This window comes from Undibacterium sp. YM2 (assembly GCF_009937975.1).
In the GTDB taxonomy this organism is placed as follows: Bacteria; Pseudomonadota; Gammaproteobacteria; order Burkholderiales; family Burkholderiaceae_D; genus Undibacterium.
In genome coordinates this window covers 3,238,799-3,258,747 of sequence record NZ_AP018441.1, presented here as the reverse complement: position 1 = coordinate 3,258,747, position 19,949 = coordinate 3,238,799, and the positions used below count along the sequence as shown (strand labels likewise).

At 49.9% G+C, this 19,949-nt stretch carries 14 protein-coding genes and 1 pseudogene; 11 read left to right on the top strand and 4 right to left on the bottom strand.

The features are described from left to right. The first annotated feature begins 55 nt into the window (after positions 1–55). Complete coding sequence (locus UNDYM_RS14695) at positions 56–1,309, top strand: YihY family inner membrane protein (protein ID WP_162041706.1); 1,254 nt, start codon at positions 56–58, stop codon at positions 1,307–1,309. Beyond that, on the top strand, positions 1,310–2,365 hold the full coding sequence (locus tag UNDYM_RS14690; RefSeq protein WP_162041705.1) for a GNAT family N-acetyltransferase: 1,056 nt from the start codon (positions 1,310–1,312) through the stop codon (positions 2,363–2,365). A 21-nt stretch (positions 2,366–2,386) separates the two neighbouring features. On the opposite strand, the gene UNDYM_RS14685 is transcribed toward UNDYM_RS14690, so the two are convergent. Both UNDYM_RS14685 and UNDYM_RS14680 read right to left on the bottom strand, forming a co-directional pair. Then, positions 2,387–3,805 carry an undecaprenyl-phosphate glucose phosphotransferase gene (locus UNDYM_RS14685; protein WP_162041704.1) on the bottom strand — a complete coding sequence of 473 codons (1,419 nt, stop codon included), beginning with the start codon at positions 3,803–3,805 and terminating at the stop codon, positions 2,387–2,389. Between the two features lie 74 nt (positions 3,806–3,879). Then, on the bottom strand, positions 3,880–4,797 hold the full coding sequence (locus tag UNDYM_RS14680; RefSeq protein WP_162041703.1) for a glycosyltransferase family 2 protein: 918 nt from the start codon (positions 4,795–4,797) through the stop codon (positions 3,880–3,882). Between the two features lie 206 nt (positions 4,798–5,003). Between UNDYM_RS14680 and UNDYM_RS14675 the strand changes: the two genes are divergently transcribed. From UNDYM_RS14675 to UNDYM_RS14655, 5 genes are read left to right on the top strand one after another with little or no spacing between them, the layout of a single operon-like run. Next, on the top strand, positions 5,004–5,987 hold the full coding sequence (locus UNDYM_RS14675) for a polysaccharide biosynthesis/export family protein (protein ID WP_162041702.1): 984 nt from the start codon (positions 5,004–5,006) through the stop codon (positions 5,985–5,987). Between the two features lie 5 nt (positions 5,988–5,992). Then, positions 5,993–7,429, top strand: a complete 1,437-nt coding sequence (locus UNDYM_RS14670; protein WP_162041701.1) for a Wzz/FepE/Etk N-terminal domain-containing protein — start codon at positions 5,993–5,995, stop codon at positions 7,427–7,429. After that, the gene (locus UNDYM_RS14665) at positions 7,416–8,354 is read left to right on the top strand and encodes a polysaccharide biosynthesis tyrosine autokinase (RefSeq protein WP_162041700.1); all 939 of its coding nucleotides are present in this window, start codon (positions 7,416–7,418) and stop codon (positions 8,352–8,354) included. Before UNDYM_RS14670 ends, UNDYM_RS14665 begins: the two co-directional genes overlap by 14 nt. A 7-nt stretch (positions 8,355–8,361) precedes the next feature. Next, positions 8,362–9,315 (top strand): glycosyltransferase family 2 protein, encoded by a 954-nt coding sequence (locus tag UNDYM_RS14660; protein WP_162041699.1) that lies wholly within the window; start codon positions 8,362–8,364, stop codon positions 9,313–9,315. Between the two features lie 3 nt (positions 9,316–9,318). Beyond that, entirely contained in the window at positions 9,319–10,368 is a 1,050-nt protein-coding gene (locus tag UNDYM_RS14655) for an acyltransferase (protein WP_162041698.1), read from the top strand. Here the strand turns inward: UNDYM_RS14655 and UNDYM_RS14650 are convergent. After that, a complete protein-coding gene (locus UNDYM_RS14650; protein ID WP_162041697.1) occupies positions 10,357–11,685 on the bottom strand; it encodes an O-antigen ligase in 1,329 nt (442 codons plus the stop codon). The two genes, UNDYM_RS14655 and UNDYM_RS14650, sit on opposite strands and share 12 nt — an antisense overlap. A gap of 116 nt (positions 11,686–11,801) precedes the next feature. On the opposite strand from UNDYM_RS14650, the gene UNDYM_RS14645 reads away from it, so the two are divergent. Both UNDYM_RS14645 and aceA read left to right on the top strand, forming a co-directional pair. Then, entirely contained in the window at positions 11,802–14,147 is a 2,346-nt protein-coding gene (locus tag UNDYM_RS14645; RefSeq protein WP_162041696.1) for a cellulase family glycosylhydrolase, read from the top strand. A gap of 661 nt (positions 14,148–14,808) precedes the next feature. Continuing rightward, on the top strand, positions 14,809–16,107 hold the full coding sequence (aceA, locus tag UNDYM_RS14640; RefSeq protein WP_110253821.1) for an isocitrate lyase: 1,299 nt from the start codon (positions 14,809–14,811) through the stop codon (positions 16,105–16,107). 120 nt (positions 16,108–16,227) lie between these two features. On the opposite strand, the gene UNDYM_RS14635 is transcribed toward aceA, so the two are convergent. After that, positions 16,228–17,019 (bottom strand): WecB/TagA/CpsF family glycosyltransferase, encoded by a 792-nt coding sequence (locus UNDYM_RS14635; RefSeq protein WP_232064076.1) that lies wholly within the window; start codon positions 17,017–17,019, stop codon positions 16,228–16,230. 894 nt (positions 17,020–17,913) lie between these two features. Here UNDYM_RS14635 and UNDYM_RS14630 point away from each other — a divergent pair. Both UNDYM_RS14630 and trpB read left to right on the top strand, forming a co-directional pair. Further along, on the top strand, positions 17,914–18,579 hold the full coding sequence (locus UNDYM_RS14630) for a phosphoribosylanthranilate isomerase (protein ID WP_162041695.1): 666 nt from the start codon (positions 17,914–17,916) through the stop codon (positions 18,577–18,579). 60 nt (positions 18,580–18,639) lie between these two features. After that, a pseudogene (gene trpB, locus UNDYM_RS14625) lies at positions 18,640–19,907 on the top strand (tryptophan synthase subunit beta). Positions 19,908–19,949: the final 42 nt, after the last annotated feature.

Below are 19,949 nucleotides of genomic sequence, written 5' to 3'. Positions count from 1 at the left end.
TTTTTCTTTGCTCTCTCGTTAAAATCGAGGCATTCATCTCTCTGGCTGTAAAACTATGCGTGGTCTGTCGTGGAAACAAATACTCAATCTCTTCAAATTTGCCCTGCAGCGCTTGCAGGAAGGTCGTTTGCCACAGGTTGCCGGTAGCCTGACTTTTACCACGGTACTGGCCCTGGTACCTATCCTGACTGTAGCATTTGCCATTTTTACAGCTTTCCCGCTATTTAATACCTTCCGCACTTCGCTGGAAGCGTATTTTATTCAAAGTCTGATGCCCAAGGGGATTTCCAATACGATTTTGGGTTATCTGACGCAGTTTGCCACCAAGGCGACCCGCGTTTCTGCCATCAGTGGCGTGGCCCTGATGGTGACCGCCATTACCACCATGGCAATGATAGACAAGTCATTCAACCAGATCTGGCAGGTCAAGCGCCCGCGCCCGGCTTTGCAAAGGCTGCTGGTGTATTGGGCGATTGTTACTCTGGGACCTTTGCTGGTGGGTGTTTCCATCTCCAGCACGTCTTACCTGTTTACTGCCACCAGTGGGGTAGTGGGGGCTGTGCCGTTTTTGGGTGCGGTATTTTATACTCTGACTTCAATTGCATTCACGACAGGTGCATTTACCTTGCTGTATCTGATCGTGCCCAACCGTGCGGTTGAGTGGCGCGATGCAGTCTGGGGAGGTCTGTTTGCAGCGCTGGCATTTGAAATTGCCAAGCGCATATTCGCCAGCTTTGTGATTCAGTTTCCTACCTACACTATCGTGTATGGTGCCCTGGCAGCTGTACCTTTGTTTCTGGTCTGGATTTATGTGTCCTGGTTGATCATCCTGATTGGCGCGGTCATCGCTGCTGCTTTGCCTGTCGTCAAATTCGAACGTTGGTGGCATGTGCCCACACCAGGCAGTGCTTTTGAAGATGCGGTCAGTATCTTGCAAGTGTTGGTTGATGCCCGTCTGGCAGATGCTACTGCAGCCGTGAGCGTGAATACCATACGTACCGAGACCAGACTGGGTATAGATGAAATTGAGGGTTTGCTGGAACGTATGGCAGAAGCTGGCTGGGTTGCCAGGGTGAAGGTTGAAACCACCGCTTCACGCAGCCGCTTTTGGTTACGCAAAAACGAAGCAGGGGCTGAATTGTGGATCATGCTGGTCAACCCTGCGAGCTTGCGCCTGTCAGATATTTATCGCCTGTTTGTGTTCGATTCAACCCGCGAGAGCCAATTGTCGAGTCTGGTTGATCAAAGTATAGAAAATGGTTTACAACAGAGCCTGCAGACTTATTTTTATCCGGCGGGGCAAGGCTAAATGAAATTCCGGTTGATCAGTGCAAAAGAACTCGACGCGCCTATAGTGGCGCGCTGGGCGGAGTTGCGCAGTCAAAGCATTATCTATGATAGCCCATATTATTCTCCGGCTTTCACCACCATTATCGCCAATGCCAGGGATGATGTCCGCATTCTGGTAGTGGAAGATGCAGGCGTTGTCGTCGGTATCTGGCCCTTTCATGCCTTGAGTAGTTTTCGCGCTGTCTCCGTAGGTGATTTTCTGGCAGATTATCAGGGGCCGGTGTGCGATGCATCTCTGGAATTGCACATCGCTGATGCCTTGAGCGCCATGCAGTGCCGCTATTTTTCCTTTAATCACATGCCTTCCGGTTTAGGTAAGTTCAGCCAGTATGCGTGGACACATAGTCAGTCGCATATCCTGGATTTGACGGGAGGCTTTGATGTGTACGCGCAGCGCCTGACAGAAATGCGCGACGCCTCGCTCTTAAAAAAAGTCGCTACCAATGAACGCAAGCTCAGCAAAAAGTTTGGTGAATTGCGTTTTGACTTGCAAAGCAGCAGCGACACTGATTTTGCTGCTTTGATCGCTGGCAAGCGCGATCAGTTCCAGCGCACTGTCGGGGCTGAACATGATATTTTCAGGCTGGATTGGGTCAGGCGGGTTATGGATGAAATCAGGGCCGCAAATGCGCCTGATTTTGCCGGCATGCTATCAACGCTGTATGCGGGAGATACGTTGATCGCGGCCCATTTTGGTATGTGTTCCGGCAAGGTAATGCATTACTGGTTCCCCTGGTATCACACAGACTTTGCCGAGCATTCGCCAGGTTTGATCTTGCTGGCGCAATGTGCCAGACATGCCGCACAAACAGGTATCACTACGATAGATTTGGGCCGGGGCGACCAGCCATACAAACTGCGTTTTGCCACGGGCGCAAATCAATTGTGCGAGGGGGCTGTCAGCTCACCGGCTATTTTGAGCAACTTACAGGCTGGGTTGTATCACGCTAAGCAAAAATTGAAAGCTTCCAGTTTCGGGCAACACTTACGTAAATTGCGCCAGACTGCCAGGTAAGCCTGTATCAGTAAATCTGTATTAATAAGCGTTTTTATCGCCTAGCACTACCTTGATGGTGCGCCAGATAATCACGATGTCCAGCCAGACTGACCAGTGCTGGATGTAGTAAAGATCATATTCAATGCGCTCTTCCATTTTCTCCAGGGTCTCGGTCTCGCCACGCAAACCATTGACCTGTGCCCAGCCGGTAATGCCAGGTTTGATCTTATGGCGGAACATATAGCCACTGACCAGCTTGCGGTACAACTCATTATGTTCAACTGCATGAGGGCGGGGGCCGACCAGGCTCATTTCACCCTTGAGGACATTGAAGAGTTGTGGCAATTCATCCAGTGAAGAACGACGCAGGAAGCGGCCAAATTTGGTAACCCGCGGATCACCAACGGTAGCCTGAACCACCCGCTCATTTGGCTTGCTCTGCCGCATACTGCGAAATTTATAAACATTGATAGGCCGCCCGGCAATGCCATACCTGACCTGTTTGAAAAACACGGATCCGGGGGAACTCAGTTTAACGCCTATTGCGAGTAGTAGCATGATGGGCGACAGAGCAATCAGACCAAAGAAAGAACCTAGCAAGTCCAGTAAGCGTTTGGGCAGGGCGGCCAGACCTATGAAAGGAGTCTCTGTTGATGCCAGCACGGGGCGACCTGCCAGTTCACGCAATTGTATGCCTGGCATGCCAAAGATCAGCGATTCAGGTACAAAGTACGTGGATGCAGTGCTGTCTTCCAGAATCGCGATGATCTCTGCCAGTTCCGGTGGTTCCTTGGTGTTCAGTCCTATGAAAACTACATCGACATTCACATGACCAGTCTCGGCATCAACGATCCAATTGGCTGCGTCACTCAGATCACCCAGTCTTTCGAGGTTGCTGGGCGGGCGGGATTCATTGCGGTTGTCGAAAAAGCCAACAAAATCTATCGCGGCCAGAGGGGTGTTGCGCAGTGACTCTACCAGGTCGGCGCAGGCTGAATTAGACCAGATCAGTACGGCCTTGCGTCGTCTTGAAGGATTTGAGTAATAGAACACTGCCAGCTTGCGCATGATCAGTGCCGTCAGCAAAAGCGTGAATGGCGTGGTAAACAGCCAGATCAGCATGATGGCGCGTGATAGTCTTTCAGCAGACTTATCGACGTAGGCGCTCATCAGCACGATCATGAACACCACAAACCAGCGAGCGGTAATGCTGGGGAAGGCGGCCAGTACATGCTTTTCTTGCAGTGTGCCCAATAGTTGCTGGCTGGAGAAAACGATGATGCTGGAGAGGCCTGCAATCAGCATGCGCACGCCAAAAATTTCGATATCGCTATGGTCTGAATACAGGATGATGCCAAGTAGCGTCAGGTAAGTCGTTATGCCAAACGCGACACCAGTAAACGCTGCCAGAATTTGCGCTGATTGTGAGGTGTTGGAGGCGGGTGAAGCATTGAGCATGGTGGTAAGGTTTTTCGCTGATATTCCTGGGGATGCTGCAGTGGTTTTTAAAACAAATTACCTGGCCTGCATGTTTAGTTTTTTTGCCCTGAAAAGAGTTTTTTGATTTGTCCCAACTGCCAGCGATGTAAATGCTCTCTGAATTCAGGATTGTCATATCTGGGCGCACGTTTGATTGCAGCGCCGAGATAACCAGCAATAATCAACAAGCCACCGATGACAAATGGTTTCTCGCGCATGCGGAAAATACCTGAGGCCAGTGCGTACAGAGGGTGATAACCCATGAACCAGATGCCACGCCCCCAACGCAGGCGGCCACGATAGACATTTTTGTCGGACGAACCCATGAGGCGGTGATGCATGAGTATCGCATCAGGATGCAAGAAGCTCTTGGTGGTCCAGCCCTTCATGCGGGCAGTGTGGACATCTATGCCATCCCACAAGACTTCTTCGACAAAACCACCAATTTCTTCAAATGCCGTTCTGCGGTAGAGCTTGAACTGACCTGCGACATGTTCATCAATGATGATTTCTTCTATCTTCTTGCCTTCTTCTTCGCGATAAACCTTGCCGGATACGGCGGCCAGCTTGGGTTCCTGGGCAAATTGCTCAAACATGCATTCCAGGTAGCGTGGTCCAAATGACATGTCGCCATCAAGTTTGGCGATGTATTCATATTCCTGATGCTCAATCTGGGTAATGCCAAATTTGAAGGCTGCCACCACGCCACCACCCACCTTGCGAAAACCCCGGTCTGGGCGTTGTACCAGCCTGATGAATGGATGTTGGGCAGCATATTCGCGTACGATGTCAGCGGTGCCATCTTGTGAACCATCATCGACGATGATCCACTCTACCGGTTTGACGGTTTGGGCAACCATGGAGTCCAGCGTCAGCCTGATCAGGTCCGCTTCATCACGCACTGGCGCAATGATGACCAGAGGTACCACTCTGGCAGGACTTGCTGATGGCTGTGTGCTCGGGCTTTGCATAATTAGTCTTTCTTACTTTTATTTGCATGTTAACTGAGCTTTGAGTTGCCCACAATTCAATAAAGGTTAATTTTTGTAATTAAATAGCAATGCCAATCAAGCTGCCGCCTTATTGCGACAGGGTTTTGTTGTCCTGACAAAAATTTGCATCTATTCTTACTATTGCAATATAAAATGAAGTTCTTTATAAGAAATGCCTGATTCAGATGACAATTTGGTCCAAATTTTCTGCTTTTACTGAGATAACTGCCCGCAAACTACTGCCTGCAGTGCTGGCGTTTGCATTTATCGGGCAGGTGCAGGCGCAAGAGATCAAGACTATCCCTGCAAATGGCATGAAACTGGAAAGTCAGTTGTTGCAAATACCTCAGGCAGACAAAGCACCAGCAACAGCATCTGTGCCCGTACCAAACGCGGCAAAGAATGCCACAGATGACATGCCTGGCGATGCAGCCTCCGATGTCATAGGCGAGGGCGATCAGTTGCTTATTACTGTATTCGGACAGCCCGACCTGACCGCCGATGTCACCATCGGCGAGAGTGGCATCATCACCTTGCCGCTGGTGGGTACGGTGGAAGTCAAAGGCCGTACAGCAACAGAAATTGCCGCCACCTTCGCAAAAAAGCTGGAGCAGGGGCAATACATTAAAAATCCCAGGGTTTCCATCAAGGTCATACAACAGCTAAGCAGGACTTTTTCAGTCCTCGGCGAAGTATTGCGGCCGGGGCGCTATCCCCTGACAGGACAAATCAGCATTCTGGAAGCCTTGAGCCTGGCCGGTGGTGTTTCACAGAAAGCCGAGAAAAGCCTGCGTATCTTGCGCCGTGAACCCGGCAAACCTGCATCGGAATTGCAAGAATATGCATCCGTCAAACTGGAGCTGGACGCAACAAAGCTGGCGCCAGAGCTGGCACAAAAAATCCAGCCGAATGATGTTTTGTTCGTGCCTCAATTAAAGAACTTTTATGTCTATGGTGAGGTACGCCGTCCTGGTATGTACCCTATGGAAGATGATTTGAATGTCATGCGGGTCTTGTCCATAGGCGGCGGGGTGACTGAACGAGGTTCGGTGCGGCGCATCATCATCCATCGCAAGACAGACAGTGGCGAGTTGCGCGAAATTTCTGCAGGTATTGCCGACCGGGTATTGCCGGGCGATGTGGTATTTATCAACGAAAGAATATTCTGACGCGTATGATAAAAACCTCCCCAAGTGAATTGGTCTTGTCCTTCGCCCAGATAGGGGCAATGTTGCGGGCGCGCCAGCTGTTAATCGCCTTTGTCATGATAGTCGCTGTTGTTGGTGCGGCCGTTGCCAGTTTGATTTTGCCCAAGACTTATGTGGCGGTAGCAGATATTTTTATCGATTACCGCGTCAATGACCCTATTGGTGGCCGCCAATTCCACCCCATGCAGGATGAAAGTTATCTGCAGACCCAGTTCGATGTTATCAAGAGCGTACAGGTTGCTGAACGCGTGATACAGGCACTGGGCTTGCAGACCACGCCAGAGGCCAAGCGCTTTGTACAAAGGTATGGCGAGCAGCGCGGCTTGCGCGCACTGGCTGAATCCATCGTCAGGAATACCGATGTGTCGCCGCACAAGAATAGCCGCGTCATAGAAATTCAGTATTCATCGAGTGACCCCAAGCATGCCAAAGAAGTTGCCAATGCTGTCGTCAAGGCCTATATAGATTTGTCGCTGGAGATGATGAATGCACCAGCCAGGGCCAGGCGTGATCAATACAACGCCCAGCTAGAGTCCATGAGCCGGCAGATTGATGAGTTGCAAAAAAAACTGACGGCTTACCAGCAGGAATATCAGATTGTTGATGTCGATGAGAGGGCTGACATCGAATCCAAGCAAATGAATGCCTTGAGTGTGCGCCTGATTGATGTGCAACTTCAAAAAGTGGAAGCCCAGGCGAAGCGCCAGTCGCTGGAAAAACTCGTACGCGAAGGTAATCCAGAGTCAGATATCCCTGAGATTGCTGGCATAGGCCATATCTCAGGCCTGAAAGCCGCCCTGATTTCGCTTGATACACAGTTGGCCAATGCCAAGATTACTCTGGGCGTGCGTCATCCCAAATACATGGCGATCAATGACGAGAGGCAGGCGCTGCTGGACAAACTCAAAAGAGAGTCTGCCACTGCATTTGAAATGCTTGGTGCCTCTGAAGCGCGCCTGAGCCAGCAGGAAAAAGTTATAGAAACAGAGATCGCCAGCTATCAGAAAAAGACGTTTGAAAACAAGAAACACAGGGATGTCATCAGCTCTTACCAGCGTCAGCTTGATAGCGTGCAAAAGATTTACAACGCCGCCATACAAAAATTTGATGAGTTGCTGATGACCAGTAATGTGGCCATCTCAAATGCCTCAGTCATGCAATGGGCAGAGCTGCCGGAGAAGCATGCCAAGCCACTGCTGCGCAATAACCTAGTGTTTGGCTTGCTGGCTGGCATCGTGTTTGGCTTTGGCCTGGCCTTCCTGCTCGAATTGATGAACCGCCGCGTGCGCTGCCTGGAAGATCTGGAACGTGAATTTGATGAACCTGTGATGGCAAAAATTGGATTTGATGAGAAACTGAGCGGCAATGGACAGGGTGAGGGTGGTTTGCATGCAAACAGCTGAAACCATGAATCCACCAGCCTCTAAAATAGGCCGGCTCGGCGAGTTATTCCTGCAAAAAGGTTTGCTCACGCCTGAGCAGATCGACCAGATCGCCCAACTGCAAAAAGAAAAAAAACTCAGGTTTGGTGATGCAGCACTGGCGCTGGGTTACCTGAGTCAGACCCAGCTTGATCAGGCTTTGGGCGAGCAGTTCGGGTATTCAACCAAGGACCTGATTAACGGCAGTGCCGACAAGTCTTTGAAATTCTTTTACTTCCCTTTCAGTAAGGAGGCAGAAGAAATCCGCCGTCTACGCAGTGAGTTGCTGTTGAAGTTCAGCGGCCAGGAGAAAATCAAGATCACCCTGGTCAGCCCGGCTCGCCGCGATGGCAAATCCTATATGGCAGCCAGCCTGGCTATCGCCTTGTCGCAAGTTGGTAAGCGTACTTTGTTAATAGATGCTGATCTGCGTAGCGGTAAGCTGCATGAATATTTCTCACTCGGCAAGCCGGATGGTCTGTCTTCTGTACTGGCCGGGCGTATTAAAGCATCCGATGCCCTGATACAGCTGATGCCCAATTTACATTTCTTGCCAGCCGGGCCGCAACCGCCTAACCCTCTGGAGATTTTGCGTGCACCGCGCATGCGTGAATTGCTCGATTCCTGTTCTGATCAGTTCGATGCTTTCGTGGTTGATACCCATACAGCGACCCTGGCATCGGATGCCCAGATGGTTGCGCATCAGACCGGCAGCGTCTTGCTGGTAGCCAGAAAAGACCATACCTATGTCGATGAGCTTCGTCAGGCCAAGGCAGACATGCAGGCAGCCGGTGTCGAGGTGCTGGGAACGATTTTCAATCAATATGAGCCTGCAGGGACAGTACGTTTTGCGCCATTCACCTGGGTAATGCGTTTGCTGTCCAGACTATTCCGGCGGAAAAGCTGAGTTCATAATGCCTGAACTGAGTATCTGCATTTGCACTTATAAAAGGCCGGAATTGTTACGGCGCTTGTTGCAAGCTATCTTGACGCAAACTTTACGGGACGTGGCTATTGAAGTGGTGGTTGTTGATAATGACGTCAACAAGTCTGCTGCGGCCGTGCTGGCTGAAATGGCAACTGTCTTCGCCGGAAGCCTCAAGGCGCTGAATCTGGCAAATTCAAATATTTCACTTGCCAGAAATGCAGCTATTGCCGCAGCCAGCGGACAATGGATAGTCATGATTGATGATGACGAAGTGCCTGTGCCAGACTGGCTGGAGCAATTGCTGAAAGTGCAAAAAGTTGAACATGCGGACGTAGTATTTGCACCGGTGCTGCCTGAGTACTCAGAAAGTACACCGGCCTGGATACGTGAGGGTGGCTATTTTGACCGCCGCCGCATGCCTACCGGCACAAAAATAGATCATAAGGACGCCCGTAGTGGCAACGTGCTTGTCCGTCGTTCAATATTGCAGGATATAGCTGCATCCCAAAAAGATGGCATAGGCCCGTTTGACCCCGCCTTTGGTACGACGGGTGGGGAAGATACCATGTTGTTTCGCCGCCTGGATAAACTGGGTGCTGTCATGGTCTGGTGCGATGAAGCTCCTGCTGACGAATTTATTCCGGCCGACAGGGCTACCGCAAAATGGCTATTGCAAAGGTCTTACCGCACCGGGCAATTATTCATCCGGACCGAACTGGCGATGCTTGAAGGTGGCAAAAAAATCAGTTCCGCGCTGTTGCTAAGTGCCCGGGCCTGCGCGCAATTTGTGCTGGCCTTGTTATTCGCCTTGCTGTTGTTACCTTTTAAATTCCTGCGCAGCTTCACCTGGCTCAGGGTAGCGGCTTCTCAACTGGGCAAACTCAGTTATTTCTGGGGTAGCGCCAGCCATGCCTATGGCAGCCAGCCAGCAAAGAAATAACTCATGACGGCCCATCAATCCCAACGCTTACAGGCACTGGATGGCTTGCGTGCCTTATCCATTGCACTGGTTTTCCTGTCGCATATAGGATTTGGTCATCTCTTCCCTGGTGGCCTGGGCGTGACGATATTCTTTTTCATCAGCGGTTTCATCATCACCAAACTGATGCTGGCAGAGTGGGATACCAGTGGCCGTGTGAGCATACGTAATTTTTATGTGCGCAGGCTGTTCAGGCTGACACCGGCCTTGTTGTTTTTTGTGCTGATATCGCTGGCATTGATGGCTGTTGTCGGAGAGTTGCCACCGCAAAAAGAAGTTGCCTCGGTATTTTTTTATTTTGCGAATTACTACGGCATTTATTCCAGCTTCAGCGGTGAGTTGATCAAGCAACCCCTGGCGATAACCTGGTCGTTAGCAGTGGAAGAGCATTTTTATTTTGTTTTCCCTTTTTTGTTTATCGGTTTTATCCGCCTGCCAAAACGCTTCTTGAGTCTGATCGCGGTAATCCTGTTGGCGATGCTGGCCTGGCGTGTGTATCTGGTGCTGGCCATCGGTCTGGATCATTTGCCGCATTACAGAATTTATACAGCGACCGATACCCGCGCTGATTCCATTTTGTATGGAGTGGTCTTGGCTATCATACAGGTGTACTACCCACTTTTTTTTGCCAAGCTATCACGCCAGCAGACCTTTCTGTGTGGTGCCTTTTTAATGTTGATGACACTAGCTATCCGTAACGAAGAGTTTCGTGAATCCTTGCGTTACTCTTTGCAGGGGGTGGCTTTGCTCTATATGTTCCCGATGCTGGTATTTGAAAAAAATGCCTTGAACAATTTCCTGCAACTGCCACCCGTCGTCTATCTGGGACGTATCAGTTATTCCCTGTACCTGTACCACTGGCTGATAACACATAGCGTCGCGCATTTTTTGCCGGAGCTGACTACACTGCCCAGAATCGCACTTATCACGGTGCTTTCGCTGATGTTATCCCACTTGTCATACCGTTACATAGAACAGACTTTTCAGAACCTTGGACGCAAATTAATGGTCTGAGTTTGCTGAGTTTGATTTAGCGAGTTTGAATCTCCGGCTCGATGAGCTGACCGCAATCAGGCTGAAGATAAAGAATACATTCTGGAATACAAAGCCGCGAAACAGGCTGCTTTCGGTGAAATTGGTAATCACGACGACGACCAGCATGGCGGACCAGAAGGCAGCTTGCTGCCTGTCCTGATGGGAAAGCGTAATCAGCATTTTTGCCTGCATTAACAGGGTGAGTATCACCAGTATCAAACCAATCAGCCCTTGCTCATTGAGGATGTCCAGATAGCCATTGTGAGACTGCAAGGGGATCCAGTGCAGGGCATCAATGACGAATTGCGAGAGACTGTCTGGCCCCAGCCAGAATGCGCCATAGCCCAGACCAAACAGATAGTGTTTGTTGATTTCCATCTCTACCAGTTGCCAGACATCGGTACGACCGGTCAGGTCCGTCCCTTTACCAAACAGGCTGGCAATAGGTGATGCAGCTTCTTGCCAGGTAGGCAGACGCGATTCTTGCATAAAAAAGACATACACAGCGATCGTCAACAGGCAAATAATGACCAGGCTGGCCCGTGTTAATGAATAGGATGACGAAATATGACGCTTGCGCAGCAGATGGAAAACGCCAGAAGTCAGCAGGGTGATGATCATGCTGGTCGAGCTTTTACTCATGACCAGCATGAAAAAAGAAAACAATATGCCCAGCGCCAGGCTGCGGATACCCACGGTCTCTCTGCACGCCTTGATTTGCCATAATAAAATGCTGAGGGCAGCAACCTGGCCCAGCTCATTTTTTTGCGACAAGGCACCGCGCCAGGCACCTCCGAGGTCATAGTCTATGCCTATGCTGGGAACAGCAACAGCCATAAAGAAGGACAGTATCAGCATACCCGTCAAGGTATACAAGACATAGGTCACCATTATTTTTAAAGGATGTTCAGCGAGCTGTATGCTGAAACCTATCATCACCAGGCCATAGAGCTGTATCGCACGTTTGAAGGTCGTCGCTGGCAAGGGCGACCAGATGCTTGATGCCAGACACCATATCAACACGAAGGCCAGAAAGGGATTCATCGCCCGCACATCTTGCAAGGCTTCGGGTAAATGACGATACAGGATGAATGTTGCCAGCAAAAACAGGCCACCCCACTGCAGTTTTGTGGTTAGCGAACCTTCCATGGTCAATGCAGACGAGCCGGTGTAATCCCAGGAAATGCCATAAGGTAACAGGGAAAAAACCACGAACAGAACGATCATCAGTTTGACGATTCTGGTTTCCAGCAGGTTCAGGCTGGTATTGCCGGGCAGTACGGACAAATTTTGCATTTCTCAATACTAATGTCATGTGTTTGTGCGATATTCTAATGGCTACCTTGTCTGTTGCGCCCCAAACTATGAAGTATTTTCGATTTCACGTCCCGTTCACCTTCAGATTGGCTTTATTGAGCCTGATTTGTCTCTGCCCACCTTTTGCGGCAGCGGGTGATCTCGCCTGGTACCGTTTTGAAGTCAATGAGGATGCCCTGTCACCAGTCGTGGATTTTGGTGGCATGAATCATGCCCTGGAGGCTGCTGACAGGGTATTTGTCAAACAAGGGCATTTTTACCGAATTGGGCCAGATGGCAGGGGCGGCACCAAAGACGACGCCCGCGTGCGCTTCTTTGGCATCAGCTTGTCTGGTGTGGCGAACTTCCCTGAAGAGAAAGACGCACAAAAAATCGCCCGTCGTTTGCGCAAGTTGGGTTTTAATGCAGTTCGCCTGCATCATCTGGACAGTGTTCTCAGTGATAGCCTGGAGCAGCCGCGTGGTATTTTGACGACAGCCGCTTACCCCAGTTTTAATGAGACAGCCTTGCGGCGTTTGCGTGTGTTTATTGATGCACTCAAGGCCGAGGGCCTGTATGTCAATCTGAACCTGCATGTGGGCTATCAATTTCGCCCGGCGGTTGATCAGGTCACGCCTTTGATGGCGGGTGAACAAATGCCTTTTGCCAGCCATCCACTGCATTTGTTTGAGTCACGCATGATCAGTCTTCAGGGCGAGTATGTGCAGCAGCTATTGCGCAGGCTGGAACTCAAGGATGATCCTGCCCTGGCCATGGTTGAAATCAATAATGAATCTTCTTTGCTGGGTGCCTGGCAAAGAAAGCAACTCGACGGCCTGACAGGGGAATATGAAAGAGCCTTGCAGCAGCACTGGCAAAAATGGGTGCTGCGCCAGCATGGACATGCCGACAATGCCTGCAAGCTATGGGATAGCTGTTCAATGCCGCGCAAAGGCGTCATCAATGTCAAGTCATCAGAGGCCAGCATACTTGAGTATGGCGAAGGCTGGGTTGCGGGCGTGCAGCGTTTTTCACGACGCGCCATCAATAAATTAGGTTGGGAGACGCCAGTCTCCTTGCAGCAGCAATACCGCCCACATCAAAAGGGCAATGGCCGCAGGGTGCTCGACTATGTACGGTTTTTGTCCGATCTTGATCAGCAATATTTAAACCTCATCCGCAAGACTATACGGCAGGAAGCTGGGGACTTATTGCCTGTGACTGGTACACAAATGTATTTCGGTGGAGTGGCACTGGCCGATGCGCAGCAGCAGATGGATTATGTCGATGAGCACTTCTATGTAGATCACTATGATTTTCCGCATAAGGAGTGGGACAGGAATGACTGGCGCATACGCAATAGCTCTGTCTTGCGTGAAGGTTGGCAATCACTGTTGCAACGAGCCTATGTGCGTGATGCGCGCAAGCCCTTTGTGGTCAGTGAATTCAATCAGGCTTTTCCAAATCGGCAGTCGGCAGAAATTCTGCCCGTCATGAGTGCGTTTGCCAGCGCCCAGGATTGGGATGGGCTGTTTCTTTTCCATTACATTGATGGTGATGTATGGCGGCCCGTGCCGGATAGTTTTGGGCTTAGCGGCCACAGTGGTCAACTCGTGGTCAGCGGCATGGCGGCGGCCCTGTTCAGACAATACCAGGTGCAGCCATTGCCAACACAGATGAATATCAGCCTGGCACCTGAAGAGCGCACCATGCTGGGCGCTTTGCGTGATGGTGTCAGTGGCGGTGGAATGCCTGCCTGGCTACAGGCGCAATACGGTATTGATTACCGGCATGCTTTTTATACCCGTGTAGCCATGATGTATGGCACGCAAGCCAGGCCGGTCGGACCGGTACAGCACACTGCCAGCTTGTGGCATGAAGATGATATGACCTGGGCCCCTGCCGGGGGGCAATTACGTTACAGTGAATCTGGCCCTTGGCTGGCAGCAGAAACTGCTTATACGCGCCTGTTCGCGGGGCGCAAAGCACCGGGCTCTGTCACTATGGAAGCAGATAAATACCTGCCTGTGTTCTCAGAAAAAGGGCGGCAATATGGCGTCATTATGCTGAGCAGCCGCGATGCTTTGCCTTTGAAGCATAGTCGCCACCTGTTGCTGGTATTGAGTGGTGCTACAACGACCACGCAAGCTGGCGTCCAACCTGAACGTCCTAAACAATTGATAAATTATGAGGGGCAATCTGGGGGGTGGACGCTGGAGCCTGATCCTGCAACAGCCAGAAAACCTTCGGGTTCGCTGGAAGGCCTTGCGCCTGTATGGCTGGAGCGTATCCCGGTCAAGTTATTCCACGCCAGCAAAAGCAAAAAGATGACGGTGTATCCGCTGGATGGAAATGGTGTGCGCATGAAGGCACTGGCCAGTTCTGCCATCAGGAAAAAGCCGGATGGTTTTGAGCTCGACTTTGACTTCCCATCGCCATGGTACGAGATTGTGCTCGAATAAGCCTTTTTAGGACTTAAGCAAAATTGGCATTGACGGGTTTTTACGTCGGCCATGCATAGATCACAATGAGCGCAATCAATACAGAGCATCTCAAGCCGTCATTCCCGCGTGCTTTTAGCGGGAATCCATCGTTGATCAATCTCGGAGCTTGTAATGCAGGTGGGGCGGCGATCAGGCATGGATACCCGCCTGCGCGGGCATGACGAATTGGGGTACGGTAAACTGCAAGCTTTGGGGCAGTGTTGCTTAAGTCCTCCTTTTAATAAGCATGTTTTAAGCTTGTTGTTGAGATTGTTAATGAGTCTCTTGAGAGGCTTGTGGGTGCAGTGGTGGCATCCGCGTGTTCTGCACTAAAAACTTCCAGTTTCCCGAGGGAATTTGAAACTTAATTTTCTTTGTATAAAAAACTGAATTGCCAAATTTTATGATGTGAAATCAACTTTTCATATTGTGAAAAATCTCTGTCTCGCCGCACAAATTATTTTTCTCATTCTAAGAAATATAATTTCATATCGCAAAAAATGAATTTTAAGTGTTTGATTTTAAACGATTAAATATTTGTCATATGTCTTATATAAGACCTTGTTGCTCCGCAAAAAATACTCTATTATTTCTCTCAACGGATGCACCTTTTCATTTGATTTGCCCACAGGAGAGAAATATGACAACTCGCGCACAACAAGTAGCAGAATTGCAAAAAGACTGGGATACCAATCCACGCTGGAATGGTATCAAGCGTAATTACACGGCAGAAGACGTAGTTCGCCTGCGCGGCTCCATGAAGGTTGAGCACACCATCGCCAAAAACGGCGCGATCAAATTGTGGGATCTGGTGAATAACGAGCCTTTCATCAATGCCCTGGGCGCGCTGACTGGTAACCAGGCCATGCAACAGGTTAAAGCTGGCTTGAAAGCCATCTATCTGTCTGGCTGGCAAGTTGCGGGCGACGCCAACGTTGCTGGCGAAATGTATCCTGATCAATCCCTGTACCCAGCCAATTCTGTACCACTGGTTGTCAAACGCATCAACAACACACTGACACGCGCTGACCAGATTCAATGGTCTGAAGGCAAAGATGACATCGACTTCTTCGCCCCTATCGTGGCTGATGCTGAAGCCGGTTTCGGTGGTGTTTTGAATGCCTTTGAACTCATGAAAGCCATGATCGAAGCAGGCGCATCTGGTGTTCACTTTGAAGATCAACTGGCTTCCGTTAAAAAATGCGGCCACATGGGCGGCAAGGTTCTGGTTCCTACACGTGAAGCCATTGAAAAACTGAACGCAGCACGTCTGGCTGCTGACATCATGGGCACATCCACCGTGATTTTGGCCCGTACTGATGCTGAAGCCGCTGATTTGCTGACATCTGACGTCGATCCTAACGACCAGCCTTTCTGCACAGGTGAGCGCACGGTTGAAGGTTTCTACAAAACCAAACCAGGTCTGGAACAAGCGATTTCCCGTGGCCTGGCTTATGCAGAATATGCTGACTTGATCTGGTGTGAAACTGGCAAGCCTGACCTGGAATTTGCGAAGGCATTTGCTGATGCTATCCACGCCAAGTTCCCAGGTAAATTGCTGTCCTATAACTGCTCACCTTCTTTCAACTGGAAGAAAAACCTGGACGATGCAACGATCGCTAAATTCCAGAAAGAACTGGGCGCAATGGGCTACAAATTCCAGTTCATCACACTGGCAGGTTTCCATGCATTGAACTACGGCATGTTCAACCTGGCACATGGCTACGCACGCCGCCAGATGTCTGCCTTCGTTGAATTGCAGGAAGCAGAATTCGCAGCAGCAGAAAAGGGCTTTACAGCCGTTAAACATCAACGTGAAGTTGGTACTGGTTACTTTGATGCAGTGACACAAACTATCCAGCAAGGTAAGTCTTCTACGACCGCTTTGCATGGTTCTACTGAAGATGAACAATTCTTCGATGCAAAAAAAGTGGCATAAGTTTGTAAAGATAAGCAGTAGATAAGCTCCCAAGAAAAAACCGCACAGATTGTTATCTGTGCGGTTTTTTTATCGTTTTACCCAAACTCAGAGTGCAACTTGCTGGAATGTTTTTGGAGTTCAGCGCATTTGTTTTTGTATTTTTCTCTCACGCAGCAATAGCCCGACAAAGCGCCAGGCTTGTGTCGTGTAGCGTTGCCATAAACGGCGCGGTTCACTTGCCAGGCGCCAGAACCATTCCATGCCTGTCTTTTGCATCCATAGCGGGGCACGTTTTTTCTGCCCCAATGCAAACTCCATCGCCGCACCTACGCACAATATTAATGGCACATTGTTTTTAGTGAATTGCGCACGATATCGAAATGCCAGTCTTTCCTGCTTGGGCATGCCCAGGCAAATGAAAAGGATATTTGGTTTTGCAGCCTGTATGCGCTGTATCGCCAGATCACTTTCGGCACCGTCGGCAGTGAACTGCATGGATGGGCAAAAAATATCAACTTTGAGGCCGGGGTAAGTCCTGGCGAATGATTCCAGCAACAGGCTTTCTTGCCCCGGCATGCCGCCTAAAACAAAAATAGACAAATCTTTTTCTATACAGCCCCGGCATAGCGACACAAACAGGTCCGCACCAGTCACACGTTCCGGCAAGGGTAGGGCGCACATTTTGCTGGCCCAGATTATCGGCATGCCATCGGCAAAAATATAATCTGAAGTCGCGTACAGGGTCTTGAATTCAGGCTCATATTCGAGCTTGGTCATGTGATCCACATTTGGCGTCACCACCACGCGGCTGGCATGGTCACGCTTGCTGGCAACTTCCAGCAAATGCTGGTTGGCCTCTGCAAAACGCATATTGCAAATATCCAGTCCGAATAGCCGGGTAATGAGCGGTTTTGTCGCGGGTGAATTCATGGTGTCTATGAATGAAATGGTAATCGATTATCGCATGCTTCAATCAATTGATTGCCTCCGCATATACTCAAGCGCTCGAAAATTGCGTGTGCCAATTATCATTTCCCAGTTTTTTATAAACGAGCACTTTCCAGAATATCCTGATATTGTGATAATTGATGGGTAACATTCTACTTTGTAGTGTCAATCGCTTGCGCTTGGCTTGTTGATGGCACTAAAGGATACTTATGGAAAATATGCAGGTAAAACAGCGATTAAGTTTGGAAAGAAAGCTAATTATCTGTTTGGGAATTGTTGGTTTTGTAATTGGGCTCTTGGCTGAGCCTCCTGCTGAAACGCATTTGTCTGTGGTTACAGTGCAAATCCTGAAGATATTCTGTGCGGCGTTTGGATTTACTACGTACGCAGTTGTGATTAACCCAAAAAATAAGACTAGTCATGTGCTCGTGCTGTTTGTCGCTACCGTAGTGTTGTATCTAGTCTTGGTTTTCAGTTAATCCTGAGTGATGATTTTTGGCCCTTTAACCTAAAAAAGTCTGACTATGTTCGACGACATAAATGCGCTAAATTTCCTGATTGTATTGGAAGTTTTACTTCCTCCGGTGTGGCTCGCATATCGTTCCCGTAAGGGCAGTAACGCGGCTTCGTATGTTTTATATGCCTGGCTGGCTGGTTCTGTTATCAACGTCTGCCTTGGTTTGCCATATTTTATGGTGGCATTGATAGGGCTTGTTCTTATTGGATTTGTGTACAGGCAAAAATTAATGGTACCCCGATTCTTTAAGGGTAATACCGAAGCAAAGTAAATTGCCCCTGTTTGATACTGGCGATTGCGGAGCGCCACAAAAATTTGCAGTAGTTTGAATGGAAAAAATTTTTACATTGGGAAGTACCATGCAACACAGAACCAGAATCAAGATTTGCGGTTTAACCCGGTCAGAAGATGTGCGATTCGTTGTCGCGGCTGGGGCTGATGCCCTTGGTTTCGTGTTTTATCCACCCAGCCCGCGTTATGTTACACCTGATACTGCCGGCGCTTTGTTGCGCGACATTCCTCCTTTCGTCATGTCGGTCGGCTTGTTCGTCAATATCGATGAAGCAGGCTTGCAAGATGTCATCAGCAAGGCTCCTGTGCAATTGCTGCAATTCCACGGCGATGAAACGCCTGCGCAATGCGCGAGCCTGGCCGCTTGTGTCAATCGTCCTTTTATTCGTGCCTATCGCGTCAAAGCTGACACAAGGCCTGAGGATTTGCTAGAATGTGAACAGTCTTATCGTAAGGCTAGTCCTTTATTCAGTGGTTTATTGCTAGATACCCATGTTGATGGGTATGGCGGTAGTGGAAAGGTTTTTGATTGGTCTCTCATTCCAAAAGAGCTCGCGCCTCGGGTCGTTTTAAGTGGTGGATTGAGCGTACAGAACGCGACTGGCGCAGTTAGTCAGGTTCGCCCGTTTGCGGTCGATATCAGTAGTGGTGTCGAAGCGGCAAAGGGTATCAAGGATGAGGTCAGCGTACGTGCGTTTATCGCAGCGGTGCGTCTGGCAGACAATCAGGAATAGTGATGGTATCTGGGGTATCTCCCTGGCGCATCGCTTTCAAGCCAGTTTGAAGGAAAGAAAATGAAAGAACTCCAGTCTTTGGATGCTCAGTTCGAGCGCCAGTCTATCGCCGGTCAGGCAATTTATCAGTCAGCTCAATATCATTTACCCGATTCACGTGGTCATTTTGGTCAGTTTGGCGGCACTTTTGTGTCCGAGACGCTGACTCATGCATTGACTGAACTTAAAGAAGCCTATGCCAAATTCCAGCATGATGCTGAATTTCTGGAGGAGTTTCGCAATGAATTGAAGTACTTTGTCGGTCGCCCATCACCTGTGTATCACGCCAAACGCTGGTCTGATCTGATGGGTGGGGCACAAATCTATTTCAAGCGTGAAGACTTGAATCACACCGGCGCCCACAAGATCAATAATGTGATCGGCCAGGCTTTGCTGGCCAAGCGCATGGGCAAGCCGCGTGTCATCGCTGAGACTGGTGCGGGTCAGCATGGCGTGGCTACTGCCACTATCTGTGCCCGATTTGGACTCGAATGCGTGGTCTATATGGGGTCGGAAGACGTCAAGCGCCAGGCGCAAAACGTGTATCGCATGAAGTTGCTTGGTGCGACCGTGGTGCCGGTAGAGTCCGGTTCCAAGACCCTGAAAGATGCGCTGAACGAAGCCATGCGTGACTGGGTCGCGAACGTCGATAATACTTTTTACATCATAGGCACGGTGGCCGGTCCGCATCCTTATCCGATGATGGTCAGGGATTTTCAGTCCGTTATCGGTGAAGAATGCTTATGGCAGATGCCTGAGCAAACCGGACGTCAGCCAGACTATGTGGTGGCTTGCGTAGGTGGTGGCTCGAATGCCATGGGTATTTTTTATCCTTACATTGATCATCAGCAAGTCAGGCTCATCGGTGTCGAGGCGGCAGGTGAGGGTTGGACAGCGGCAAGCATTCTGCTTCGCTAACAGCAGGCTCACCTGGCGTACTGCATGGTAACCGTACTTACTTGCTGCAGGATGAAAATGGCCAGGTCATAGAAACTCATTCTGTGTCGGCGGGTCTTGATTATCCGGGTGTGGGGCCTGAGCATGCATGGTTGAAGGAAAGTGGTCGCGCGCAGTACGTGACCATTACTGACGATGAGGCACTCAAGGCTTTTCATGACTGTTGCCGTATAGAGGGCATTATCCCTGCGCTGGAATCCAGTCACGCTCTTGCCTATGCCGCCAAGCTGGCAGCGACTTTGCCTAAGGATAAGATAGTCCTGGCAAATCTGTCTGGTCGTGGTGACAAGGACATGCATACCGTAGCCGAACGGGCGGGACTGAAGTTCTGATCAGCCATTGAGCAAAACATGCAGGCGCATATGCAGAGATGC